Source organism: Staphylococcus debuckii, from assembly GCF_003718735.1.
GTDB classification, from domain to species: Bacteria; Bacillota; Bacilli; order Staphylococcales; family Staphylococcaceae; genus Staphylococcus; species Staphylococcus debuckii.
Window position 1 is genome coordinate 489,798 of record NZ_CP033460.1, and the last position, 26,093, is coordinate 515,890.

The following is a 26,093-nucleotide window of genomic DNA, read 5'->3' on the forward strand; positions in this document are numbered from 1 at the left end:
GACAATGGAAACCGTGAAAGACATAATTTGGGATATAATCAACATGAGGGCAACCGATTTGATGATAGACATGAGTCAAGAAACGCTCATCATGAAGATAATCGCTATGCGGATAGACGCGACCAGAGATATGACAATCATGAAGATAGAAGATACAATGACAGACAACAATCGAAACATGATTATCGAGACAATCATCGGAATCATGATGACTACTATGATAGAAATAGAAGACCGACAAGCAGAGTAGCAGAAATGGTTCTAGGAATCATCGGTAGTATATTCGGTATTATTGGTGGAATCATCGCATTAGTGATTGGCACTATCAGTTCTGGATTAGGTGAAACAGATAGCGGTTCAATTTTCGGCCAAGCAATCGGTGTAATTCTTGTTTGTATTGTAACTTTAATTATCAGCTGTATTATTAATAAAAACCGAATTGCTATGGGTGTACTATTAATTATCGGCGGATTATTGAATTTCATTTTAATCGGTGGATTCGGTATCTTATCTGGTATTTTAATTCTAGTAGCAGGCGTTATTGCTTTAATTCGTAAGTAAAATAGAAATAGCCTAGCAACGTTAATCGCGCTGCTAGGCTATTTTTCATGCTTCATTATTTTTTCTTTTTCTTATTCTTTTTAGACACTACTTGTGTGTTCTTCGGCTTTTTATCAGCGCCAGAATCTTTATTCATCTTCGCTTTTAAGCGTGCCACTTCTTGATCTGCATATTTTGCATAGTAGCGGTTAGCTGCGAATGTTTGCACAATCATGAAGATGGCTGATACTGACCAATATAGACCAAGTGCTGAAGCTGAAGTATAAGAGATATAGATAATGAAAATTGGAGAAATAATCATCATCATGTAACCCATTTGTCGTTGTTCTTTCGGCATATTCTCTAGACTCACTAGTGATTGTAAGAAGTAAAGTACACCGGCAATAATCGTGATTAAAATGTCAGGTTTCGTTAAATCAAACCATAAGAAATCAGGATGTGCTGTAATACCGCCGTGCGAAGGCCATTTAAGAGAAACATATAAACCAAATAAAATAGGCATTTGAACTAAAATCGGCAAGCAACCTAACATGCTTTTCATCGGATTTAATTCATATTTCTTATAAACTTCCATCATTTCTTGGTTAGCGGCCATTTTTTCTTCTTGAGTACGCGCACGTTTTACTTTTTCTTGAACCGCATTCATTTCTGGTTTCGCAATATCCATTACTTTACGCATCATTTGGCCGTTCTTAGTTTGACCCAACATAAACGGCAACATGATTAAACGTATAGCCAACACGATGATGATAATTGCGAGTCCGTAATCGTGATTCAAGTTGTTACCTAACCAATGTAAAAGGTTATCCATTGGTCTAGCGAAAGTGTTATAGAAGAAACCTGTTCGATTCCCTGGTTTCGAATAATCACAACCCGCTAAAAGTACTGTAGTCATAGCAAGCAACAGTATGTATTTGATTTTCATGGTTAACTCTGCCTTTCTTTATTTATATGAATATTTATTAATATGATTAGCAAAAACTGAAAAAAGCAACCACGAAATGGTTGCTATGTGAATAATACAACAGTGTGGAAAAATTACTTCCGCCTTTAGATACTATCATAAATTGTTGACATGTCAAATTAGTTGATGTTATAGAGGAATATTTATATTAAATAATTGAGAATGCAAAAGTAAGTACTGGGGCGAGTGGAGGCAGTGCTAGTTAGAGGCGAAAGCGTCAAGGCACGAGCATGTTGCCTAGACACTTTTGCGTACCTCGCTCGCTAGAAGTCTCATTTCATTACGAAGCCTAAGGAGAAGGGGAACTAATTAAGTTCTTTCTGCTCTTTCTTCTTGCTTTTCTCCAAATCATCAATTAACAGAAAGCCTATGTAGCTGGCAAAGACTGTAATAAAAATCAGAATGACTATCAATAATGGTAGATTGAACGGGTTGTCAAATGGAACAACAGTGATTAAAACGTAATAGATCAGTGCTGCAAGAATAAGTTCGATAAAGCTGAGTAATATCGTTTTAGTCGCGGAATCCGCACTAGCTAAAATTACGCTAGGGATGACCAGTATTTCCAGGGTAATAGCAAACATCATTGCTGCTTGACCCAGAATCAGTATATTGGTTGTATGTAAATTTAAAAAAGGTACTTTAGCGATAAATAGAATCAGTGCTATAAAGAAGTAAATAAAGATGATAGCACCTACGAATTCACCTCCGAGTGCTTTGAGAAATGAAACTGCTAAACTTTCTTCGGTGATGCCTGCTTGTTTGACTACAGCGCCTGTGAGTGCTGCTATGAGCATGGTAATGATAATTATAGTAATAAGGAGTGGCGAAACTTTGCCTTGTATCAAGTCTGCAAAGAAGTCGATGCCGTTGCGAAAATTATGCATGATAAATATAATCCCTTCTCAATCATTATTCATTTAAGTATAATCATAAAAATTTAAGTAAATCAAATTGCTTTTCAATATAAAAAAAGTAAATGTCTATATTGAATAAGTATTATTAATTTAAAGTGGTTTTCATGGAAGTCGACATAAAAATTCATACTTTTGCTTTATCTTTGAGGTGGAGGTGGAAGGTATGAAAAATATATTTTTGAAAGGGAGTTTGGCGGCAGGTGCACTGCTCTTACTTTTTCCGCAGGGGCAGAGTCATGCTGCAGTTAATAGTTATGAGGTTAAAGTATATGCGGATGCTGATAAAATTGTGAAGGATAATCGGCATATTGATCATGACATCTTAAACCAATTAGGTTCAGAGGATAAAGATGAGGATTTCAATGTTCAGTACATAGACGATGGCATCGTTCGAATTATAACAACAAGGAGACGTTCCGTGTGCGTAAGTCTGAAGATGAAGATTCTACGGAGTTGCAGTATAAGAAGCGTTATCCGATTACGAATGGAGATGCGGATGCTGCAGTAGCACAAGCTAAGAAAGATGGATTCAATACTGACGATTATGAAGTGGAGTATGGTGAAAAGGGTCAAACCTTAAGCGCTTCGAATGAAAGTTCAGTGAATAGCGGTTCTGATTTGCCAGATGCCTCACAAAGTTTAGATGCGTTAAAAGGAAGTGCGAAGGCGCCATTTGATGCTTCCTTAAATAAAATTGGCAGCCCTCAGAAGATTGGTCCTGTACACTTTGAACGTCATAAAGGAGAGATTGACGGTAATAAAGTGAAGATTGAAAACTGGGATATCGGCAATCAAAATGTGGTGGAAGTTTCCGCTAAAGTTTCTAATGCTTCTGAAGCAAAATCTGTGCAGCAAGCGATTGTGCAAAAGTTAGACCAAATGGGCATACATGAAACAAAAGATCAGTTAAAGACCGATATGATATTTAATAATTATTAATAGATAGAAAGAAAGCCTGGATGATGATTTGTCCAGGCTTTCTTTGTCGTTTCTTCTTATGTTAGGTTAGGCTCCCGCTTGTCTGAAGTAAGACTGCCGGGAGGTTATTTAGCGCTGATTTAATACAAACGATAGATGGTGGATATGAAATCTTGCATAATCGGGTGAATGACGCGGTCGGATTTATACACAATAGAAATGTGTCGCTCGGCAGGTGCATGTGGTAAGGGCTTTGCGATAATATCTGGATGATTGACGGCGCTGGAACTGAGTAGACTAAGGAATTGTGAGTTGCGAATGGTTTCGATTAGACTGCTCATACTATTGGATTGCATGATGGGCTCAACCTCAATCAGATTCTTATGTTGCCATTCATCGATACTGTCTTTCGTTGAGCCACTGCTATGTGTAATCAAGGGATATCTTTGAATATCTTTAATGGTAAGTGTTTCTTTGTCTGCTAAAGGATGACGCTTGTCCATCGCTACCATTAAAGGATCGTTAAATAACCGCTTCACTTCCACTTCTTTATCTCGAATCCCGTTTTCGGAAATCACTCCGATTTCCACCTCTCTATTCTTTACCTTTTCCACGGTACGTGGGGCGGTATCGACTTCTAGTGAAATTTCAATCTCTGGATAAACTTTCATGAATTCTCTCATAGCGTGCGGCAACATTCCGTATATAGGGGCATGGCTGGCACCGATGCGTAAATGTCCGCGTTTGAAGATGGTGTAATCATCCATGAGCATTTCGGTTTCTTCTATTAAAGTAAGGATTTTGGTGCTGTTTTGATAAAGTATTTGGCCGGCTTTGGTCAGGGTGATGTGTTTGCCTTTCTTATGGTAGAGCGGCACGTTATGTGTTTCGCTCAGGTTCTTCAAATGGAAGGTGACGGTGGGTTGGGTGATGTTGAGCTTGTCGGCGACGATATTGACGTTCTGATCTTCGACGAATTGTTTGAAGATCATCAGTTGTTTCAAGTTCATATTTATCCTCCTCTTAAAAATAGAGAAAATCTATATTGATATATATTTTACATTGAAAAGATTGATAGTTTGTTAACGTTGTATTTAATATGCATTAATATCTGTTGTTTATAGTTGGTAGTGAAATGAGGTGAAGGAAGTGGCGCTTGAGATTCGTAATTTGAAAAAGGCGTTTGGTGAACAAGCGGTGATTCGTGATGTGAATTTAGCTGTGGATTCTGGAGAGTTTATTTCGCTGCTTGGTGCATCGGGAAGCGGCAAGACGACGTTGTTGCGTTTGATTGCTGGTTTGGAGCGACCGGATAGCGGATGGATTGAAAATGACGGGCGTGTGTATTGTTCGGATGAAAGACAGACGCAGTTAATGGCTCCGGCGCATCGGAATATCGGTATGGTGTTTCAGGACTTTGCGTTGTGGCCACATATGTCGGTATTTGAAAATGTGGCGTATCCGTTGCGTGTGAAAAAAGATACCAAACGATTGAAGCAGCGCGTCCGTGAGGTGTTGCAGGATGTGCGGTTGGAAGGTTATGAGAAACGTAAGATACATGAGTTGTCTGGCGGTCAACAGCAAAGGGTGTCGCTGGCACGCGCTATTATTTCGCGTTGTGATCTCATCTTGATGGATGAGCCGTTGTCGGCGCTGGATGCAGGACTACGTGAAGATATGCGCTTGTTGATTCAGCGCCTGGTCAAACAATATGGTATGACGGCTATCTTTGTGACGCATGATCAATATGAGGCGATGACGATGTCTGACCGCATTGCGGTGATGCAGGGTGGTCGCATCGAGCAATGCGACACGCCGGAAATGTTGTACGCACGGCCGAAAAGCGAAGCGGTAGCGCGCTTTATCGGCAAGGGCTCGTTTATTAAGGGCGTATTGGAGCATGGCAGATTTACGGTGGATGGAGCGTGTAATAATCAAGATTCCGAGTCGTTGAGTCATGGTGGTGCATGCGAGACAGAACTTTCTTTTTCTGTCGAGGGTGACTTGCCTGAAGGCCGGTATGGTGTGTTGTTACGTCCTGAGAATGTGCATGTTGGCAGCGCGGGCCACACGGCGGTTGTCTCGACAGTGAGTTTTACAGGTGAACGATATGAATACACAGCTTACATAGACGGCATTATTGTAATGTTTTATGATGGAAGATTTTTTTCCGAAGGGGAAGAAGTGCAGTTGGTCTTTGAAGTGAAGCGTGAATATTTAATTAAAATGGAGGAGATTTAAGTGAAGCGTTTGGTGCAGTTGGGCGTTGTGTTAATGGCGTTGTTAATGGTGTTGGCGGGTTGTCAGAATAAGCCTGAGGGGGATGATGCGAAATCTTCTGATGGCAAGTCTTCTGGCGGCAAGGATAAGTTGGTGTTGTACACGGCGGGGCCGGATGATTTGGTAAAGGATATGGTGAAGGAGTATGAGAAGGATTCTGGCAAGAAGGTGGAGGTCTTCCAAGGGACTACGGGTGAAATTCTAGGTCGTTTGGAAGCGGAAAAGGATAATCCGAAAGCGGATGTTGTGCAATTGGCTTCTCTGCCGGCTGCTTTGGATTATAAAAAGAAGGGCTTGATTGCGCCGTATAAGGTGAAGAATGCGGATAAGTTGTACAAGGATTGGCAAGATAAAGATGGGTATTGGTATGGTTTCAGCGGTAGTGCGCTTGGGATTTCATACAATACGGATAAGGTGAAACAGGCTCCGAAAGATGTGAAGGATTTGTTGAAGAAGGATTATAAAGATGCGTTGGCGATTCCGAATCCTTCTGAGTCGGGTACTGCGTTGGATTTGTTGTCGATCAAAGTGCATAATCAAGGTCAAAAAGCTTGGGATGAGTATCAAGCGTTGAAGGATAATGGCATGAAATTGGCGGGTGCGAATAAGCCTGCATTGGAAACGGTGATTAAAGGTGAGAATAAAGCGGTATATGGCGGTGTGGACTATATGGTCTATAAAGCTAAGAAAAAAGGTGAACCTGTAGATATTACTTACCCTGAGTCAGGTACGTCGATTTCTCCGCGTCCGGCGTTTATCTTGAAGTCTTCTAAGCATAAAGATGCGGCGAAGGATTATATGAATTATGTGACGAGTGATAAGGGGCAGAAGCAAGTGGATGAGCATTATTTGATTCCGGCAGATAAAGCGGCGCATAAGAATAAGATGACGAAGGCGCGTGAAGATATTAAGGAATTGAAATATGATTGGCCGTCGTTGTCGAGCGAGAGTGAAAAAGTGTTGAAACGCTTTATGGATATGATGAAGTCATAGAGGTTTGTGGTGAGTTGTAGGGAGTAGAGTGTAGGTTGAGGGGTGAGGCGCGGGTTGCGCGGTTGTGTTATGGCGGAGCTGCTTGGCGGCGAGTGTCGAGTAGAGGTAGCGAGCCCGCGTAACAGCGACTGTTAGAGAGTGTGCGGGAGATGTGTAGGAAGTTATAGCGGGTCGTGGCGGGATATTGGCCAAGAATTGAGGCAACGTGTCCAATAAACGGATATATTGGCCAAGATTGGAGCGAACGTGTCCAATAAACGGATATATTGGCCAAGAATAGTGTGAACGTGTCCAATAAACGGATATATTGGCCAATATTGGTGTGAACGTGGCCAATATCCTAGTTATCTAGACACAACTCAGAAACTAGTGTCCAGATTCCGGCGTTTTCTAGACACAACTCAAAAACTAGTGTCTAGATTAGGGTGTTTTCTAGACACTTCTCAAAAAGTAGTGTCTAGATTCGCCCGTCCGCCTGCCGCCCGCACTCCTACCAAATAACCCCCACACTCAACACACACTCAGCATAAGAGATGGCGGTGACTCATTTCGTATGAAGCGTCGTCATCTCATTTATTTTTTTAAAGATTGGAGTTGGATGTGATGGAAGATATGCAGCAGTCGTCTGCATCCGCACATGTCGGAAAGTCAACAGATCATACATTAATGTGGCAGCGCATCAATCGCATCTTAGCATTAACCGTCTTAGTGTTATTAATTGTCATGCCATTATGTTTGATACTATGGAAAGGATTCGCGCCGACCGCGGAATCCGGCATAATAAGTAATATCGGACAATTAGCACAAGGTGATAATATTAAAATACTATGGAACTCAGTAGTGTTAGGTATCGCGGTTGTCATACTATCCACAATCATTGCTTTGCCGCTGAGTTATATCATGGTGAAAACGTCATTAGCAAGACATCAATGGATTGATATTCTTATTATGATACCTTTTATGACACCGCCTTACATCGGTGCAATGGGTTGGATGTTGACGATGCAGCATAACGGATTATTAGAACAATTAGTACCAGGTGCAGCTAAAGTAACGCCGTTATTCTTCTCATTCTTTGGTATGGCACTCATTATGAGCTGCCACCTTGCACCTTTTTTATATGTAGTACTAAAAAAATCCCTATTGAATGTGCAGCAATCACAAGAAGAAGCGGGGCTCGTTTATGGCGGATCATTTATGTACCGCTTCCGCCGCATCATTCTCCCGATGTTTGTTTCGGGTTACAGCATGGGCGCGTTGCTTGTCTTCGTTAAGACGATTGGCGAATTCGGTACTCCGATAACGATGGGCAACCGCATCGGCTACCGCGTACTGACATCTGAAATTCATCATAGCGCCTCTATTTGGCCAATCGATTTTCAGCATGCGGCACTTTTATCCACCTTGCTCCTTGGCGTGAGCATGGGAGTGTGGGCCTTGCAGACTTGGTTTCAAACACGTACTGCAGTAGCTGGAGACAGCGGTAAAGGGCGCAAAACAATGCAGAAGGCCCGCAATAAATGGGATATTATCCTCTACGCGATTGTCGGCTTTGCGCTTTTCCTTACTATCGTGATGCCGTATGCCAGTATTGTGGTGAACGCTTTCGTTAAACAATTGTCAAAAGGCTTGAAGCTGCAAAACATCACTTTGGACAACTTCATTCAAGTGCTGTCAGGCAACGGAGGCATTGCATTAGCCAACAGTTTGATGCTTGCTTTAGCTGCAGCAACGATTGCGAGCGTCCTCGGATTATGGTTTGTTTTAGCTTCAGAAGGTAAAAGTAAAAAGAAAGAAAGCGATGGCTGGATGAGACGTCTGATCGATTTCTTCAGCTTATTGCCAAATACAGTACCTGGTATTATTGTGGTGATCGGATTGATTCTTATTTGGAATAATAAAGTAAATCCTATACCAGCCTATAATACTATCGGCATTCTCGTTATTACGTATACCGTGCTTTACATACCGTATGCCGTGCAGAATATTAAAAACGTCCATCAAACTATTGGCCATAACTTGATGGAAGCGGCTGAAATGAGCGGCAGCACAGGTTGGACACGCTTCCGTACAATTAAACTGCCATTATTGACACCAGGTATCATTTCCGGATTGATTCTTATCTTCTGTATTTCGATGCGCGAATTAGTAGGTTCCTTAATGTTGCGTCCGCCAAATACCGACACTTCAGCAACCTACATTTATCGTCAATTCGAACAAGGCGAATCTGCACAAGGAATGGCAATGGCACTCTTGTCAGTCGGCATCACTTCACTCATACTGATTTTAATGCAAGTATGGCAGAACAGGAAGGAGCGGTAACCCTTGGAACAACGACTATTAGCAGCCTCCGATATTCATGGACATGGGCGGACCTTACTAGAATTGTTAGACGTCGCGCATTATTCCCCGGGAAATGATCAGCTGGTACTATGCGGAGATTATGTGAATAACGGTCCCGACTCAGAAGGCACACTAGAAATCGTGCAACAACTGCAAACAGACGGCGCCATCGTACTCCTCGGCAACCATGAGCTGCGGTGGCTCGACGAAATTGCGGCCGCTGAACTCGCCATGCAGCACAAACTCAAGATGACCTACCAGCGCATTCAAAACGACTGGGGTAAACTAAAGTGGCGTCCGTTACTTGAATCATTTGATAAATATTATGAGACGGCAGAATTTCTGTTCATTCATGCCGGAGTTCTGCCGAATATTCCGTTGGAGAAACAAACCGCTGCAGAAGTGACCGGTTTCGATAAAAAGAAAGACTTGAAGAGTGCGTATCCTGGAAAATACATGATCCACGGACATGTGCCGACCTTCCGAGAAGGATGTGGACCAGGCGAAATGAAAGTTACAGATGAAGCGGTGAATATCGATACAGGCGCTGGGCACGGTGAGTATTTAACATTGTTAGATTTAACGCATCACAAACAATATTGCAAGAAAGTAGACGGAGCAGGGCAGAAATAAATTTGTCGGTTCAGAAAAGAAGGATTTGGAACAAGCTGACGTTCCAATTCCTTCTTTCGTCTTTCGAACGGCCCTCAACCGCCTCTGTTACTATGCTATACTATGATATGTTAATTGCTTTTTTAAAATATTTTTCAAAATAAAAGAATTTCGGAGGAAGTAATGCATCGATTTAGAAATATATTGATTGTTATCTTATTCAGTACAGTAATGTTATCAGGATGCGATTTACCAGGATTAGGCGGCGGTTCTGGTAAAAATGTAAAAATCACCGCACTTGCGACCAGTGAATCTCAAATTATGGCACATATGATTCGCTTGCAGATCGAACATGATACGCACGGCAAAGTAAAACCGACAATTATCAATAATCTGGGTTCAGCCACGATTGAGCATAACACGTTGAAACGCGGAGATGCGCAAATTTCCGCCACCCGTTATACAGGGACAGACTTAGTCGGCGCACTGGATCATAAGCCAATTACTGACACGGATAAGGCGATGCATGTGGTGCAGAAGGGATTTAAGGATAAGTTCAACCAGACTTTCTTTAACTCCTATGGCTTTGAAAATACCTTCGCCTTTATGGTTACGCAAGAGGTCGCGAAAAAATACCATCTAGAGAAAGTATCGGATTTAGAAAAACATAAAGATGATTTGCGTCTCGGTACAGATTCCACTTGGGTAAAACGCGCAGGGGACGGTTACCCAGCTTTCACCAAAGCATACGGTTTCAAATTCAAAACAGTTCGCCCGATGCAGATTGGTTTAGTTTATGATGCTTTAAAGAATAAGAAGTTGGATGTGGCACTCGGCTACACTACAGACGGCCGTATTGCTGCTTATAAACTGAAGGTGTTGAAAGACGACCGTCACTTCTTCCCACCTTATGATGCCAGCCCGCTGGCGAAAAATGACTTTTTGAAAAAGAATCCAGAAATTAAAAAGTCACTTGAAAAATTACAGGGCAAAGTTTCTACTCAACAGATGCAGAAACTGAACTATCAATCAGACGGCCAACAAAAAGAACCTGCTGTCGTAGCTGAAAAATTCTTGAAAAAGCACCATTATTTTGAAAATGAATAGAACGAGAGAGAAACACCCGCTGAATAATCGATTCTACTTTTGAATGGTTGTTCAGCCCTTTTTTTACTAAATGCGTAAAATTACATGAATTATTTATAGCAAGAGAGTATAATAAAATAAATAGAAAAGTAAGTTGTTTGATTTAAAAACCTGAAAATACGATTGTGTATAGGTTGGAACTAAGAAACTATATAATACTTCTATTCGATTTAATGAGGTGGGGTTAGTGAAATTTATAGAAGAAAAAATGAACGAATATTTTAAATGGCTCGAACGAAATTATAAATTCAAACAACTAGATGATTCTATCGAAATTACCACACCTTTTGTTAATTATTTAAATGATACGATTCGTATTTATTTAGATGCTTTACCGAATAATAAAATTCGCCTTTCGGATGATGGTCTAACCTTTAATGAATTAGAAATGTTTGGAATAGATATTAAGACAAGAAATACGTTGATTAAATCAATTTTAAATCAATTTGCGTTAAAAGTTGAAAACGGGAAATTATAATTGAAGTTGATAACGATGAGTTTGCCCAAGCTAAACACAATATATTACAAGGAATACTAAAAATTTATGATTTAACCTTTTCCCGAAATGAATATTATAGTGAATGATGCTGAAAACACTATATCAGAAAGAGTAGAACAAGCTGCGAATTATGAAGGAATAAAAATTTTATACTGGTCTGATAAAGAAAATGTCGCAAGTTCATTAAAGAGATAAAATTATATAGATTGATGACCCGCTGAATAATCGATTCTACTTTTGAATGGATGTGAAGCGGGTATTTATATGATAATTGGAGGGATTAAGATGCCACAAATGAATTCAAGACAAGCTAACAGAATTGCACGTTTGGTCGTTAAACTCGTCAGAAAAATCGTAAATACTCAAAATAAAAAGTAATGACTTGAGGTGACTTCAGTGTGGCAATTGTATGCTAAAAATGTTGTCCGATTTTCTCAAGTGATTATGAAGTTAATGAGAAAGTTAATGCGCAAACGTCGAAAATAATCCTCCCGTGTGCATTGTAGAGACAATGGATGGGAGGACTTTCTTGTGTGGTGCTTATTTATTTTTCAGAAGAAGAAGTGGAATGCAGAATTTCGGAATGTTGTTTGCTTGGTTTAAGGGTCAAACCTAGGGCTTTGCGTTCACGGTTGGCATCTTTATAGAATGAAATGGTCATCTTTAAAAATTGAGAATTGAGTATAAAAAAGTAAAAGTGTTCTACATGCTATCATAGATAAAGAATCACGCAACTTTATATGTTATTATATAATTTAATTATAAGGATGGACTAAATAACGAAAGAATAGATGCAGATGAACACGCAAGAATACATATTGAAGAAAGAGTCAATAAAAGAGATGAAACTGGACACAAGATTTAGAGAGTGTCTAGAAAAGGGCATAATCTAGATACAAGATTTAGAGAAGTGTCTAGATTCTCCCGATATCTCTCACCCGCACCACAAAGGAAGGGCTAGAACACTGATTTGTTCTAGCCCTTATCTCAATAGAAATGCGCTTAGTCCAAGCATTGTCTGCAACCAGAGCGGGACGAAAATCCTCTCCTTTCCCGCATCCGCAAACTACGCTAGGAAAGCGAACGTATAAATGGACAGATCGTAAATAACATGCGCGATATAAGTAACTAATAAATTTTTCGTTTTTACATAGGCTAATGAGTCGATAATACGTCCTAAGCCAATAACAAAGATACATTGTGTAAAGTCCCATTGATACGTTGGCAAATGCAATAGTCCGAAAATAAGTGACGAACAAATTAATGCTAACCATACGGCACGTTTACGTTTGTGCGGATTTCGGTGATAAAAGAATGTTAAGCATGCTAATAATGGGATGAGTGCCATAAATTCTTCGCCGAATAATTGAATAATTGTTAAGAAACGTGACCATAAAAATTGTGGTAAAGCATCAGTACCACCATGTACTGCTGCTGCCGGGTTCGCTTTGACGCCACCTGATAATGCTCCGACGATTCCTGATAAAGCAGAGCTTACAATCAAGGATAGAATGGCGAACACGATGATAGTCAAGATGTCCTTTTTATGTAAAGGTCGGAAAAATTTCTTCGTGTAACCGCCAATTGTTAAATACAGTCCTAATACAGCGAACAAGGGTAAGCTGATAGTTTGTAAAAATTCATTCACTTTAAATGGAATGAACGGCAGATTCATTTTGGTTAACAGAATGAATCCGAAAATTAAAAAGGCTATGATAATTGCCCATTTGCCAGCGCTGATCTTGATAGGTTTCCCGTTATAAAACGGAAAGTCTTTGTCTGGCTCTTCAATCCACAGTCTGTCAGATTGTCGTGTCTTACTCACTTTATCTACTCCTTTAATAAATTTCCATCGTACATTTAATATTTTCAATTATAAAAAGTTACTTATCAAGTATACCCGAAAGATAGATTTTATAGGGCAATCTTACAAAAATGTTATAGAGCAATTTTTTGAGCCTTCCACTTTCCAAAGCTTTCTTTTCAATTGACAAGTGGACAGTTGTCCGTTTATGATTAGAACAAGTTTTAAAAGGGAACTTTGAATTTGAGGAGGTCTTGTGATGAGTAAATCAATTTTAGTGATTGGTGCGACTGGCAAACAAGGTTTTGCAGTGGTTAAAGAGTTGTTGGATAAAGGTTGGCATGTGCGTGCCTTCACGAGAAATAAAGAGAATGAGAAGTTAGCGCGTGTTGAGAGCGATAAATTGGATATCTTTGAGGGAGATTTGAGTAATCCGGAGTCGATTGCGCGTGCGATGGAGGACCAATATGGCGTGTATAGTGTGCAACCGATTCTTCGCGAGGATCCGGAAGAGGAGCTGCGTCAAGGGAAGATGATTATTGAAGAAGCGGAAGATGCGGGCGTGCATTTTGTGGTGTATAGCACGGCGGGCGGTGTCAATCGTGACCGCACGGGTCCGCATTTCGAAGCGTTGGCGCAAATTGAAGATACCTTGAAAGCATCCCGTTTGAATTACGCAATTATCAAACCGTCCTTCTTCATGGATAATTTCTTGCGTATTGTGAAAGAACACGGGGGTCGATTAGTTATTCCAGAATTTATTAATCCGACAATTAGATTTGCGATGATTTCTTCTATAGATATAGCACGAATTGCGGCTGAAATCTTTGCCCATCCTAAAAAGTACAACCATGAAGAAATTGAAATTGGCTCTGATGAGTTAATGTTGAACGAAGTAGCGGCAGAGTTTGTAGAGGCGACAGGCAAACCTGCAACAATTGAAGGCGATTTTGTCAGCGGTACAGCGGAACGTTCGTGGCTCGAGGACCATGGTTATGTGGTAGATTTCGATCAAATGGACGCCATCAATCCAGAACGGTTGAAATTACGAGAGTGGATTCGTCGCCAAAACTTTTAACATCAAAGAGGTGCAAGAATGATGAGAAGAGATGCAATTGAAAATAGACAGCGTATCGAAACATGCGCGCGTCAGCTCTTTACCGACAAAGGCGTCGACAATGTCAGCATGAACCAGATTTCCAAGACGCTCGGCATCGGCATGGCAACGCTCTATCGGAACTTCGAAGATAAGCCGGCCCTGTGCTATCAGCTGATTGAAAATGATTTCGCTGCGTTATTTGCCGACATGCATGCAGTGTTGGATGATTCGGGAAAAGAAAGCTCCGAAAAGTTCGAGGCACTTTTAGAAGCGTTCTTAACTTTTAAAAAAGTTCATAACGATTTGCTGCGATGTGTAGAGGGTAATAAGAAACGCACCTCGTTCAAGCAACAGCCTGCTTACGAGGAGTTATTTAAGATTTTTTACGCAGTGCTCGGTGAGAGTGATGATGCGACGTGGAATACGTTTAAGACGGATATGTTATTGAATAGTTTAACGACGAATATGTATCAGTTTCAGTTGGAGGAGCGTGGTTTGACGGATGCTCAGCTGAAACGTTATTTATTGAAGATGTTTGAATAGGAGGCGTTATTGATGAGAGTAGTATTAATTACAGGCGGCAATAAAGGCTTGGGTTATGAAACGGCGAAAGCGTTGAAGGATAAAGGTTATCGGGTGTATATCGGTTCGCGTGATGAAGGTCGCGGTAAGAAAGCGGCGGAGGAACTCGGTGTGAAGAGTGTACAGCTGGATGTGACTGAAGTGGAGACATTGCGTAATGCGGCGCATGAAATTCGTGAAGCGGAAGGCCGCTTGGATATCTTGATTAATAATGCTGGGATTTCTGGCGATGTGAAGAAAGTCGATGAAGTGACGGGTGCAGATGTCGAGCGTGTTTATAATACGAATGTCTTCGGCGTGGTGCGCACGATTCATATGTTTGTGCCGTTATTGGAACAATCTGAGCAACCGGTGATTGTAAATGTCAGCAGTGGCTTAGGTTCATTCGGTATGGTGACTGATCCGGATACTCAAGAATCTAAAGTGAACTCGTTAGCGTATTGTTCATCGAAATCAGCTGTGACGATGTTGACGGTGCAATATGCGAAAGGCTTGCCGCATATACAAGTGAATGCTGCGGATCCAGGTCCGACGAATACAGACTTAGTGGGCGATTTCAGTAATAATTCGAAGCCCGCTTCTCAAGGTATTGTACCTATTGTGAAGTTGGCGACAATTGATAAAGATGGTCCGACTGGAAAATTTGTCGGCGTAGATGGCGAGATGCCTTGGTAATGAGAGCGGAAATCAGCTGTGCAATAGCGCAGCTGATTATTTTGGGAGTTATTGCCAGTTGAGAAAACAGGGATTGAAACAAGTGAGTGTTTCAATTCCTGTTTTTTTAGATTGGTGTTTGTAGCGAGGCGGATGAGAGTAAACATGTCCAATAAATAGATATATTGGCCAAGATGAGAAGCAACGTGTCCAATAAACGGATATATTGGCCAAGATTGAAGGCAACATGTCCAATAAAGGGATATATTGGCCAAGAATGAGAGCAACATGTCCAATAAATAGATATATTGGCCAAGAATTGAGTGAACGTGTCCAATAAACGGATATATTGGTCAAGAATGGAGCAAACGTGTCTAATAAATGGATATATTGGCCAAGATTGGATGCAACGTGTCCAATAAACGGATATATTGGCCAAGAATGGAGCAAACGTGTCTAATAAATGGATATATTGGCCAAGATTGGGTGCAACGTGTCCAATAAACGAATATATTGGCCAAGAATTGAGTGAACATGGCCAATATCTTGCTTATCTAGACACTTCTCGAAAACTAGTGTCTAGATTACCGATTACGAACAGAGCAACCGCCGCTTACTCAGCAACCGGCCGCCCCCTAGCAACACCGCCCTCATTTCGACGCATCTCCCGCATCCATCTTTTCCTTATTTTTCGCAATGGCCGCCAGAACTTGATCGACGCATGCATCCATATCTTTGAAGACTTCATGCTTCTCCCAAAAACGCAGCACCGTATATCCCATTTCCTCAAGCTTGGTATTGACTTCCTCGTCACGCTCCATATTGCGCTCCAACTTCGGAATCCAGTAATCACGATTCGTATGAATACGCTTCCGCTTCACATTCTCCCAATCGTAACCATGCCAAAATTCGCCGTCCACAAAGACCAGCACCTTATATTTCGTAATCGCAATATCCGGCGTACCCGGCAACTTCTTATAATTTTTAAAATAACGCACGCCTTCATGCCATAAAGCCTTCGCCAGTTGCGTCTCAGCTTTGCCGCCAGTGCCTCTGATTTTTGACATCATTTTAGAACGATATGCTTTAGATTCAGCCACATTGATTCACCTCTGCTTCGTCATACTCTTACTCTACCTATTCCCACGAACCCGCAGCACTATGCAGCTTAGCACGATCGATACCAACGCTTTGTCCATAATTTCACACCATGCATGCCCGCACACGCCTCCATGTCAGGAACTCTTCGGAGACTTTAACCTCTCCAAAGCCTTCTTTTAAAAAAAGAAACCTTAAAGAGTGCAGATCCGCTAAGATACCTCTGGATACTAGAATCGCAAAGCTCCCCCTTTAACAACCCGCTGATACGGGTATAGAGGAATTAATGAGTAGAAAAGGCAGGCTGATAATAATGAATAAACCATTGAAAGTGATTAGAAATATTGTGCATTTAGCAACTCCGACTGTAGGCGGCATGTTAATCGGACGTTATGCGACGAGCAATGCGCGTGAAGATTATCATGAAGAAAAGAATCCGCCGTTATCGCCGCCGGGTATTACGTTTCCTATCGTGTGGACGGGATTGTATGCGGCAATGGGCATCGCTTATACCGTAGCGCGTAATGCCAGCAAGGATAAATCGGTGCCGATTTCGCATTACACACAACTCGGCTTAAATTTCTTATGGTCGATTTTATATTTCAGATACAAATTAAGAGGCACGGCGTTAATCGAGAGTTATGCACTCTTCGCAGCAGTCGTCGTGACTGCAGTTAACTTTTACAAAGCAAATAAAGTGAGCGGACTCTTAATGATTCCTTATGCGGCTTGGTGCGCTTTCGCTAGTTATTTAGCAACAGGCAGCTGGATTCTGAATAAAGATAACGACGACGTACAATAATTCTTATAAAGGAAGTGAATTTGCATGACCACAAAATCAGTTGTATTAGGTGCTGGCGGACAATTCGGCATGGCCTTTGAAATCGGTTATTTGAAAGGCTTGGCAGATAAAGGTGTCAATTTATGCGATGCCGATGAATTCGTCGGTACTTCTGCCGGCGCTCAAGTAGGCACAGTGATAGCGTCAGATGCAGATTGGGACACAATTTGGGAAGAACAATTGAACTATCAGCGTGAAGAAGCTCATCCGCTGACTGATGCAGATTTAGCAGACTTATTTCAAAAATTTGATCACATCGCCAGATCATCACGCACAGTTGAAGAATGGGTGAATGGCATCAGTGAGTTGGCGATGAAGCCGAAAGTAGACCTCCCTGAGACAGAACGCTTGAACATGATTCGTAATAGTTTGGGCAATGCAGTATCAGGTTGGGTCAAAGGATTGAAAATTGTCGTTACGGAAGTGGAAACCAACCAACGCCGCGTCTTTGATCAAGATTCAGACGTACCGCTTGTGAAAGCTATTGCGGCAAGCTGTGCGTTCCAAGGCGCCTATCCGACGATTGAAATCAATGGCAACCATTACTATGATGGCGGTTCTTACTCCTTAGAGAACCCCGATGTGAGCGAAGCGGATAAAGTGGTGGTATTGGCAGCAAACTTGCCTGTCCTCACACCATTTTCACTCTCAGAACTGATTGAAGAAATGGAAAAGCGCGGTCAAAATGTGCATCGCGTCGAACCGAATAGAGAAGTTATGCAAATTCTTGAAAAGTATGATAATAATACAATGAACGGTGCAATGCGTAAAGAAGTTGCAGAAGCGGCCAGAAAACAAGGTCAGAACGACGTAGATGCGATGTACGCATTTTGGCACTAATTTTTTCTACACAACAAGGAGGAGCAAGAAGTGGCGAAATTTACAGATCGATTGTATGAACGCGTGGAGCCGATTTGGGCTTCATACATGGAACATCCATTCATCAAGGGGTTAGAAGACGGCAGTTTAGACGAAGAGAAATTCAAACATTGGTTGAAACAAGATTATATCTATTTAATCGAATATGCGCGACTATTTGCCATTGGTGCGGCCAAGGCGACCGACCTGAACATGATGTCTACCTATGCATCACTCATGGACGGCACCCTCAACACCGAAATGAACCTGCACCGAGACTACGCACAGAAATTCGGCATCAGCGAAACCGAACTCGAACAAACCGAACCCGCAGAAGTGACAACCGCCTATACCAGCTACATGCTGAACATGGCACAAATCGGCGGCGTCGAGAACGTTATTGCAGCCATCCTGACTTGCACTTGGAGCTACAACTATATCGGTTTGAACCTTGCGGAAAAAGAAGGCGCTAAAGAGCATGCCGGCTACAGAGAGTGGATTGAAATGTATGCTTCCGACGACTTTACACAGTTCAAAAAAGACTGCGTAGATTTAATGAACGAAGTTACCCAAGGCCGTTCAGAACAAGATTTGCAACGCTTAGAAGACATCGTTGTAAAAACAAGTTACTACGAATACAAATTCTGGGACATGGCAGAAAATCTCGAAACATGGGATGTTCCAGTGAAATAGAATGTTGAAGAGAGGGGGAGCGGAATAGAAATAATTTTTATTGAAATTATTTCGTCTTCCCGCCCCGGCAAGGCTAACTAGAATAGAAAAAAGCTTGGAACAAGCGCATTTTCTATTCAGATAGCTACTGCCAGTTCAATGATAAGTGCTGAGACATTATGATGTCCCAGCCTTTTTTGTGCGATTGAATGATTGGAATTTGATTAGAGATGATTTGAGCTAAAGTGTCTAGGCTGACAACGGTCGCCTAGACAGTTTCGGGCAACAAGAAGGACTAGGACAAAAATGATGTCCTAGTCCTCGTTCATTTATTCATCGATTATGTTTATTCAACAAATCAATCGCATTTCTGCTGAAGATTTGGCGTTTTTCGTCTTCATCAAAATAATCGGTCTCTCTAATATTTTTTTCCATTTCAGCAATCCATCTATCTGGCGCAAAATGAGCGTCTGAGCCGAAGTGGAAATGAGAAACATCCGTCACTTCTTTAATACCGGCAAACGTAGAATCGCCTGTTGAAAGCGCCGTATCATAATGGAACTTTCTGATATAGTACGCAGCTGGTTGAGAAAGTGAGGACCAGCGTCTGAGAATATGCGCGTAATTTTTGAACATCTTCGGATAACGAATAGGATGTTTTAAGAAAGTCTTCACAAATCCGCTTTTATTTTTTCGCATAATCATGTCGACGCGGTTGAGAGGATCCTCTAGAATATATTGTTCCGTTTTCAGCGTTTCATCGATTCGCCATTCAAGGTAAGGCAAGACCCCGCCGGCATGCGCCAAAATAAAATCAATATTAGGATAGCGTTCTAGCGTGCCGCTCAAAATTAAATTGTTAGCCGCTCGTGTTGTATTAAAAGTAAATTCTTCAATGAAATCCGTCGGGATATATTCTGGAGAAACGAATCCTTTTTCACTCGCACTCGGGTGGATGAACACGACCGTATCTTTCTTATGAAGTGATTTCATTACATCTTCGAATTTATCATTTCCTAAAAATTCCTCGCCATAATTAGAATAAAGTCCGACACCATCTAATTTTAAAACGTCTAAGGCATACTCGATTTCTTTTAAACTTTCTTTCACATGTGGCATTGGAAGTAATGCAAAACTTTTGAAGCGACCTGGATAATCTCTTTTAAGTTGAGCTTGGTATTCATTCACTTTACGTGCCACTTTCGCTGCATGCTTTTTCTTCAAAGGCATCGTGCCTGGCTCAGAAATCGAAGTTACGCCCACATCGATATCCAAATCATCCATCATTTTAATACTGTCTTCAGGCGTCCAGTCTTTGATAGGAAAACCGCCAGCACTAGAGACACCTGCCTTTTTCAATTCATCTTTATAAATTTTAGGAATAATATGGTGATGCACATCAACAATTTGTCCAGTCATACTTAAAACATCCTTTCTTTAAATTAATTGATACTCGCAACTAATATATGTATCTATTCACGTAAAAAGAAAAGCTGAAACGTAAGTATCCTTATTGGAGGTTCTTTCTTGGGTTCTGTACTTTCCGGAGTTTTCTTTCCAAAAGCATATAAATGATATAAAAGTTGTGTGCTATTGTGTATACTACAGATAAAGTGTAACGGCTTATAAATAGAGAGTGGAGGTTACGTGATGAAGTTTAGATATTTGGGTGCTGGTTTACTGGCATCAACTTTGTTATTGACGGCGTGTGGACAAGGGGATAAGAGTGAGGATACGAAATCTGAGAGTAAGTCTGATTCGGGCAGTAAGAGTGATGGGTCGGGCTTCAGCAATTCGAGTAAGAAGGAGGATAATAGTTCGAGTTCTTCTTCTGAATCTAAGTCGGAGAATCATAGAGATTCTGATTCGGAAAAGGAAAGTTCTAAGAGCAGCAGTTCTGAAAATGAAGATACCAACAGTCCACAGTATTTAGCGAAAGTATGGGCGGCGGCGTTGCCAGCATATAGAGATACAGGAAGAGGCCAATTTGATGATACTACTATTACGCATTATGATGTGTCGGGTAATGTGCTTAATCCATATAATGCAGATAATAGCATTAAGTTTCCAGAAGGGACTTATAAGTTAGCGGGTTCTCCGACAGCGGCAGGATTAGTAACATATAGTAATAATGGCGATGGAACGATTAATGTTTATAATGTTCCGAGTCATTTCCATGATCCTGAATGGTTAGAAAGTGATAGCTTCAGTCAAAGTGAATCTGAACGCATTATGAATAACCCTAAAGTAGTTAAGTTATATGACGGCAATCAATCTGCATTAGACGAAATTGCTTCTAATATAGAAGAAGGTGGCCATAGTTCCCAAGACATTGTTTATCATAATTCTAAGGAAAGCCAAGCTGATAGAGGAGATTCCGACAGCTTTAGCGATGATTCATCTTCTGATGACAGCAGTTCTTCTGAAGAAGTCACTCGTGAAAATGTGATTGATAAAGTTGAAGAGTACGAAGGTCACAATTTAGATACGAGCACGTATACTTATAAAGAACCTGAACAAAAGAGTGACGGCAGTTGGGGCTTCTCGTTTGATGACAAAGAGGGCAATTTAGCGGGTTCTTATGTTGTAGATCCTGATGGCAATGTGACGGAATATGATGCAGATGGCAATGAAGTTTAACATTAAATTAATAAAGTGGAGCAAATAGCTTAGCGGCCGCATTTAGAAGCACACTACCTCTTAAAAAGAGAAATTTTTTCGAAATAATTTGTTATTTTACACATATTTTGTAACTGAGCGTGTATAGTATTACTAAGCAACATGTTTTCGAAACTTTTTCCAAACGAGATAAAACAGGAGGTCAGTATGATGTTCAAATATGTAGCGGCTGGGGTATTAGCCTCAACATTAATTGTAACAACATCCGGACAAGACGAAAAAGGCGAGAAGACGAGTGATAACGGAAATCTATTGCAAGCAGTAACGCAAGGTAATGTTGCAGAAGCAGGCGCAGAAGCTACTACTTCTTATCAAAAAGAAATTGCCAAAGTTTGGTTGACAGGATTACCGGATTATCAAAATAAAGATGTACCTAAAGGCTTTGGAATTAATGTGAGAGATGTTTCAGGACAGCCAGTTAATCCAGCAAATCCAGATTCTTCAGCTAAATATCCACAAGGAACAAAAGCGTTGAATGGTAATGCAAATGCTGCAGGACACGTTGTTTATAAAGATAACGGCGATGGTACAATCAGTATATTTGATGCACCAAGCCACTTCTCTGGTCCAGATTGGGAAAAAGCAGATTATAATAAGACAGAGACACAAAAAATTATCGATAATCCACAAGTAAAAACTGTATATAATGGCGATGCAGCAACTGTTTCTTTATATGCACAATATGTAAAATAGATATGGGGAGCGGGACAGAAATAATTTTTGATTAAAATTATTTCGTCTTCCCGCCCCGACAAAGCTAACTAGGATAGAAAAAAGCTTGGAACAAGCGCATTTTCTATTCAGATAGCAACTGTCAGTTCAGAAAAAGGGAGGCTTGGACAAACAATGTCCAAGCCTCTTCATTAGTGTGTGCAGAGTTATTAGATTGTTGGGAAATGTGCAAGTTGTGATATTGAGGTGTGGCGAATGTGTTCGGTAGATGGGAATATTGGCCAAGATTGTGGTCAACGTGTCCAATAAACGGATATATTGGACAAGAACGAGAGCAACGTGTCCAATAAACAAATATATTGGCCAAGAATTGAGCGAACGTGTCCAATAAACGGATATATTGACCAAGAATAAGAGCAACGTGTCCAATAAATGGATATATTGGACAAGAATGGGAGCAACGTGTCCAATATCCTACTAATCTGGACATTTCTCAAAAAGTAATGTCTAGAATAAGGTGTTTTCTGGACATTACTCGAAAAGTTATGTCTAGAATCAGTCTCTTTCTAGACACTTTCGCCGCACTAGTGTCTAAATTCCGCACTTCGCTCCAATTCACTCGCTCACACATACCCACTCAAAACACCATCACACACTCGCATCAACTCGCTTACTTACGATATTGATTAAAATCAATCACATTGTTATTAGATTTCGAATTTTTCGGCGTTTCCGCATTTTCCTCAGCTTCCTCTTTTTCTTCCTCAAACTGACTAAACAACTTTTCCAAATCCTCTTCTGATTTGATTTTGCCATCCATAATTTGAGCAATCATTTGGCCTACTTGATCATTGTCGTCATCTTCATCAAAGCCGATTAATTCTGCAATCATTTCACGCATTTCCTCATCTTGCCCGGCTTCCGCAAACGCTGCAATCGCCTCATCCACATTTTCCGGTGTTTGATCAGTCATCGCCTGCAATTTTTTCATTTGCATCAATTCTTCATACATTTCTCTTTCTTCAGGCGGAATTAAATCTAAGGGATCAATGCCTTTAAAGGCAAAATATTCCTGCAAGTATTCAAAGACATCTACCGGCATATATAAAATTTGTGCTGCACTATCTTTGCCGATGATAAAGACCTCTAAATCTAAGTCGCCCATTTCGTCACAAGGAATCGTATTGCGCTCCTCAATGATAAAGTAAGCAATCAGTCCAATCGCATCAGGACTTAGACGCTTAAACAACTCAAATGGGTCCTCCATAAATTTATCCTGAATTAAATTAATAATATAATCTTCATTACCTTTAGAAAAACCTTTAATTTTAAAAATACGACAGATTTCTTTTAAATCTTTTACATAGAAATTAGACAAATGATCAGCCAAATATAAATGTTCATATTGCTCGCGTGCTTCCTCAGTAAAATACATATCCGCCAACATTTCTTGCTCCTCAGGATCGAGCGGCGTCAAAGGTTGATATGCACCATCTAAGACATATTGATTGTATTTATTTAAGAAATCCACATCTATATAATAACTATCCTTATCAATAGGAAATAAATAATTAGTCGTTATCAAATAATCCATTTCCTGTGCTTGAGTTTTCGGTAAAGCAGGCGTATTCGTTTCTAACGTAATCAAACTTTCAATCAACTGTTTCTCAGTACTAGAAATATGCGCCGCAAACTCGCGATACACTTGCGCTTCAGGAACATCTCCCGAATGACTGTGCGTAAAATCCTTATCTTTATTGAAAGCTTCAATCGCCGCAAGCAGTTGAAGCTTATTACCATTAATGCCGACTGGGAATTGATACAAAATGGGTCACCTCATGAATAATAGATTTACTTTATAATATATTCTAACTTAATCAGACCGCACCTCCTAATAATTACACTAAATCATCAGGAAATATGGTAAATTGATAGATAGAAATACTGCAAACAAGGAGTACACATATGAACACGTCAACCATCGCATTTGCACTCATCATCTTGGCCAGCTTCCTATTGACCAACATGATTTCCAACCGCTACATCCATTACAAAGACCGCACAGGACTCTTCCTGTTGACACGCGTCGGCATTTTCATAGGCATCTATCTCGTTTTATTTAGCGCATACTACTTACTATTTATCGCCTAGCGCACTACAAATGCTGTTTTGGGAAAAGAAAGACCGGAAGAACAGACGGTGCTGAAGTTTCGCAGCTTCAACCTCCGAAAGTCTCTCCGGTCTTTGAACTTTGCGCGCCTTCGAAGCGCGCGCTAAACAGGGCGCACCGTGATTTCATTCACATTCACATAATCAGGTTGTGAAAATGCATAAACCACAGCGTTGGCAATATCTTTAGGTTCTAATTTCTTACGGTCTTCCGGTTGATAATGGCTCGTCATTTCGGTGTCTACCATGCCGGGTGAAATACTTGTCGCTCGGATACCTGTTTTCGCGAGTTCCTTTTCCAAACCTTGTGTAATCGCGTGTACCGCTGTCTTCGTAGCACTGTAGATGGCACTGCCTTTAGTCACTTCAAAGCCTGAAATGGATGCAATGTTGAAGATATGGCCGCTGGACTGCTGTTGGAAATGGGGCATTACAGCATTGATGGCATACAATAAACCTTTCACATTGACGTCAATCATATCATCCCAAGCTTCAACGTCCCCGTCAGTAATTTTCGAAGATTTCATTTGGCCGGCGCTATTGACTAAGATATCGACTTGGCCGAATTGTTCAATCGTTTGTTTTACCACGCGTTCCACTTCCTCGCGCTGAGTAACATCTGCCGACATAATATCAAAATGTTTCGCGCCCGCTTTGCGCAATTCAGTAGAAACAGCTTCTAATTTTTCTTCACTGCGCGCTACTAATACGACAGTTGCGCCTTCGTTGGCTAATTTTAAAGCGATGGCTTTCCCGATTCCGCTGCTGGCACCGGTAATGATGGCTACCTTTTTATAAATTTCAGTCATGCATATTCCGCCTTTCACATTTATGATTTACTTCTACATTAACATATTCCCTTTTTTAGTAATGCAATCAGCCTGCCAAGGAAGTTTTTTTAAAGATAAGTTCACAAAAAATTACCACTTTATAGTTTGAAGCTATGAGTTGATTACTTTAAAATAATAGACTGAAAATTATTAAAATTGTAAAATTAATATAAGCTTAAATTTGAGAGGAGATTTTTATTATGGAATATTCACCAAAACAAGGGATTCGCAGCCACGGGTTACCGCACGACCCATTTAAGAGCAGCACAGTACCTAGACCGATCGGCTGGATTTCAACGATTTCAGAAAATGGCGAAGATAATTTGGCGCCTTATAGCCAATATCAAAACCTGACTTGGGATCCGCCAATGGTGATGTTTGCGGCCAACCAATCCGTATTAGGCGACCATGACCGTAAAGATACCGTTGTGAATGCTGAAAAGACAGGGTGGTTCGTATGGAACATGGCAACGTATGATTTGAGAGAAGCGGTTAATTTATCTTCCAAAGCTTTGCCGCCAGAAGAAGATGAATTTGAATTTGCTGGTGTAACGAAAGAAAAATGTATCGAAGCGCCTGGCCATCGCGTTAAAGAATCACCTGTACATTTCGAGTGCGAATATGTACAAACTGTACGTATTCCGACAGGGGACCCGGTTTCTACTGTAGATATCGTGATTGGCCGTGTAGCACAAGTACACATCGATGATAAAGTCATCTTAGACAATGGAAAGTTAGATATTAAATCCATTCGTCCGATTGCCCGCCTAGGATATTATGATTACACCGTTGTGGACGAAATCTTTGAAATGAAAGCTCCAGCAGCTTCAAAAGAAGAATTGGCAGGTCTTGAGGGACGCAATTTCGATAATAAATCTGAATAGCGCTTGAAAGTTTGCCAC

General features: G+C 40.9%; 25 protein-coding genes and 1 pseudogene. 18 read left to right on the plus strand and 8 right to left on the minus strand.

The window, feature by feature from the left end; all coding sequences use genetic code 11:
* Positions 1-255 precede the first annotated feature (255 nt).
* Positions 256-561, plus strand: a complete 306-nt coding sequence (locus tag CNQ82_RS02240; protein WP_123145618.1) for a hypothetical protein — start codon at positions 256-258, stop codon at positions 559-561.
* A gap of 55 nt (positions 562-616) precedes the next feature.
* Here the strand turns inward: CNQ82_RS02240 and yidC are convergent, their stop codons facing one another.
* Both yidC and CNQ82_RS02250 read right to left on the minus strand, forming a co-directional pair.
* Positions 617-1,486 (minus strand): membrane protein insertase YidC, encoded by an 870-nt coding sequence (gene yidC / locus CNQ82_RS02245; protein WP_123143899.1) that lies wholly within the window; start codon positions 1,484-1,486, stop codon positions 617-619.
* Positions 1,487-1,830: 344 nt separating this feature from the next.
* Positions 1,831-2,412: a hypothetical protein gene (locus CNQ82_RS02250; protein ID WP_123143900.1), complete on the minus strand. Its 582-nt coding sequence runs from the start codon at positions 2,410-2,412 to the stop codon at positions 1,831-1,833.
* A gap of 450 nt (positions 2,413-2,862) precedes the next feature.
* Here CNQ82_RS02250 and CNQ82_RS02255 point away from each other — a divergent pair, with 450 nt between their 5' ends.
* On the plus strand, positions 2,863-3,381 hold the full coding sequence (locus tag CNQ82_RS02255) for a hypothetical protein (protein ID WP_240624908.1): 519 nt from the start codon (positions 2,863-2,865) through the stop codon (positions 3,379-3,381).
* 119 nt (positions 3,382-3,500) lie between these two features.
* On the opposite strand, the gene CNQ82_RS02260 is transcribed toward CNQ82_RS02255, so the two are convergent.
* Positions 3,501-4,370, minus strand: coding sequence for a LysR family transcriptional regulator (locus CNQ82_RS02260; RefSeq protein WP_123143901.1), 870 nt, complete (start codon positions 4,368-4,370; stop codon positions 3,501-3,503).
* Between the two features lie 139 nt (positions 4,371-4,509).
* Here CNQ82_RS02260 and CNQ82_RS02265 point away from each other — a divergent pair, with 139 nt between their 5' ends.
* From CNQ82_RS02265 to CNQ82_RS13425, 6 genes and pseudogenes are all read left to right on the plus strand, one after another.
* On the plus strand, positions 4,510-5,601 hold the full coding sequence (locus CNQ82_RS02265) for an ABC transporter ATP-binding protein (protein WP_123143902.1): 1,092 nt from the start codon (positions 4,510-4,512) through the stop codon (positions 5,599-5,601).
* 33 nt (positions 5,602-5,634) lie between these two features.
* Positions 5,635-6,633 carry an ABC transporter substrate-binding protein gene (locus CNQ82_RS02270; RefSeq protein WP_240624909.1) on the plus strand — a complete coding sequence of 333 codons (999 nt, stop codon included), beginning with the start codon at positions 5,635-5,637 and terminating at the stop codon, positions 6,631-6,633.
* 666 nt (positions 6,634-7,299) lie between these two features.
* On the plus strand, positions 7,300-8,955 hold the full coding sequence (locus CNQ82_RS02275; protein ID WP_123145619.1) for an ABC transporter permease: 1,656 nt from the start codon (positions 7,300-7,302) through the stop codon (positions 8,953-8,955).
* Between the two features lie 3 nt (positions 8,956-8,958).
* Positions 8,959-9,609 carry a metallophosphoesterase gene (locus CNQ82_RS02280; RefSeq protein ID WP_123143904.1) on the plus strand — a complete coding sequence of 217 codons (651 nt, stop codon included), beginning with the start codon at positions 8,959-8,961 and terminating at the stop codon, positions 9,607-9,609.
* Positions 9,610-9,771: 162 nt separating this feature from the next.
* A complete protein-coding gene (locus tag CNQ82_RS02285) occupies positions 9,772-10,695 on the plus strand; it encodes an osmoprotectant ABC transporter substrate-binding protein (protein WP_123143905.1) in 924 nt (307 codons plus the stop codon).
* Positions 10,696-10,921: 226 nt separating this feature from the next.
* Positions 10,922-11,316, plus strand: a pseudogene (locus CNQ82_RS13425) (DUF1828 domain-containing protein); the annotation flags it as partial.
* 983 nt (positions 11,317-12,299) lie between these two features.
* Here CNQ82_RS13425 and CNQ82_RS02295 read toward each other — a convergent pair.
* On the minus strand, positions 12,300-13,058 hold the full coding sequence (locus CNQ82_RS02295; RefSeq protein WP_123143906.1) for a CPBP family intramembrane glutamic endopeptidase: 759 nt from the start codon (positions 13,056-13,058) through the stop codon (positions 12,300-12,302).
* Between the two features lie 238 nt (positions 13,059-13,296).
* On the opposite strand from CNQ82_RS02295, the gene CNQ82_RS02300 reads away from it, so the two are divergent.
* Genes CNQ82_RS02300 through CNQ82_RS02310 form a run of 3 tightly spaced genes read left to right on the plus strand, consistent with a single transcriptional unit; the run spans position 13,297 to position 15,393 of the window.
* Positions 13,297-14,115, plus strand: coding sequence for an NmrA/HSCARG family protein (locus CNQ82_RS02300; protein WP_123143907.1), 819 nt, complete (start codon positions 13,297-13,299; stop codon positions 14,113-14,115).
* A gap of 18 nt (positions 14,116-14,133) precedes the next feature.
* Positions 14,134-14,679, plus strand: a complete 546-nt coding sequence (locus CNQ82_RS02305) for a TetR/AcrR family transcriptional regulator (RefSeq protein WP_240624911.1) — start codon at positions 14,134-14,136, stop codon at positions 14,677-14,679.
* 9 nt (positions 14,680-14,688) lie between these two features.
* Positions 14,689-15,393, plus strand: coding sequence for an SDR family NAD(P)-dependent oxidoreductase (locus tag CNQ82_RS02310; RefSeq protein ID WP_123143908.1), 705 nt, complete (start codon positions 14,689-14,691; stop codon positions 15,391-15,393).
* Between the two features lie 629 nt (positions 15,394-16,022).
* Here CNQ82_RS02310 and CNQ82_RS02315 read toward each other — a convergent pair.
* Positions 16,023-16,472, minus strand: coding sequence for a very short patch repair endonuclease (locus CNQ82_RS02315; RefSeq protein ID WP_123143909.1), 450 nt, complete (start codon positions 16,470-16,472; stop codon positions 16,023-16,025).
* Between the two features lie 311 nt (positions 16,473-16,783).
* Between CNQ82_RS02315 and CNQ82_RS02320 the strand changes: the two genes are divergently transcribed.
* The 3 genes from CNQ82_RS02320 to tenA are packed head-to-tail and all read left to right on the plus strand — an operon-like array spanning position 16,784 to position 18,862.
* Entirely contained in the window at positions 16,784-17,272 is a 489-nt protein-coding gene (locus tag CNQ82_RS02320; protein WP_123143910.1) for a TspO/MBR family protein, read from the plus strand.
* Between the two features lie 24 nt (positions 17,273-17,296).
* Complete coding sequence (locus CNQ82_RS02325; RefSeq protein ID WP_123143911.1) at positions 17,297-18,151, plus strand: patatin-like phospholipase family protein; 855 nt, start codon at positions 17,297-17,299, stop codon at positions 18,149-18,151.
* Between the two features lie 30 nt (positions 18,152-18,181).
* Positions 18,182-18,862 carry a thiaminase II gene (gene tenA / locus CNQ82_RS02330; protein WP_123143912.1) on the plus strand — a complete coding sequence of 227 codons (681 nt, stop codon included), beginning with the start codon at positions 18,182-18,184 and terminating at the stop codon, positions 18,860-18,862.
* A 312-nt stretch (positions 18,863-19,174) separates the two neighbouring features.
* On the opposite strand, the gene CNQ82_RS02335 is transcribed toward tenA, so the two are convergent.
* On the minus strand, positions 19,175-20,260 hold the full coding sequence (locus tag CNQ82_RS02335) for an amidohydrolase family protein (protein WP_123143913.1): 1,086 nt from the start codon (positions 20,258-20,260) through the stop codon (positions 19,175-19,177).
* Positions 20,261-20,491: 231 nt separating this feature from the next.
* On the opposite strand from CNQ82_RS02335, the gene CNQ82_RS02340 reads away from it, so the two are divergent.
* Positions 20,492-21,481 carry a hypothetical protein gene (locus CNQ82_RS02340; RefSeq protein ID WP_123143914.1) on the plus strand — a complete coding sequence of 330 codons (990 nt, stop codon included), beginning with the start codon at positions 20,492-20,494 and terminating at the stop codon, positions 21,479-21,481.
* A 186-nt stretch (positions 21,482-21,667) separates the two neighbouring features.
* Entirely contained in the window at positions 21,668-22,213 is a 546-nt protein-coding gene (locus CNQ82_RS02345) for a hypothetical protein (protein ID WP_164711931.1), read from the plus strand.
* Between the two features lie 649 nt (positions 22,214-22,862).
* Here the strand turns inward: CNQ82_RS02345 and CNQ82_RS02350 are convergent.
* Entirely contained in the window at positions 22,863-24,017 is a 1,155-nt protein-coding gene (locus CNQ82_RS02350; protein WP_123143916.1) for a hypothetical protein, read from the minus strand.
* A 140-nt stretch (positions 24,018-24,157) separates the two neighbouring features.
* Here CNQ82_RS02350 and CNQ82_RS02355 point away from each other — a divergent pair, with 140 nt between their 5' ends.
* Complete coding sequence (locus tag CNQ82_RS02355; protein WP_095103078.1) at positions 24,158-24,343, plus strand: hypothetical protein; 186 nt, start codon at positions 24,158-24,160, stop codon at positions 24,341-24,343.
* A gap of 122 nt (positions 24,344-24,465) precedes the next feature.
* Here CNQ82_RS02355 and CNQ82_RS02360 read toward each other — a convergent pair whose 3' ends face one another.
* Positions 24,466-25,170: an SDR family oxidoreductase gene (locus CNQ82_RS02360; protein ID WP_123143917.1), complete on the minus strand. Its 705-nt coding sequence runs from the start codon at positions 25,168-25,170 to the stop codon at positions 24,466-24,468.
* A 221-nt stretch (positions 25,171-25,391) separates the two neighbouring features.
* Here CNQ82_RS02360 and CNQ82_RS02365 point away from each other — a divergent pair, with 221 nt between their 5' ends.
* On the plus strand, positions 25,392-26,075 hold the full coding sequence (locus CNQ82_RS02365; RefSeq protein WP_123143918.1) for a flavin reductase family protein: 684 nt from the start codon (positions 25,392-25,394) through the stop codon (positions 26,073-26,075).
* Positions 26,076-26,093 lie beyond the last annotated feature (18 nt).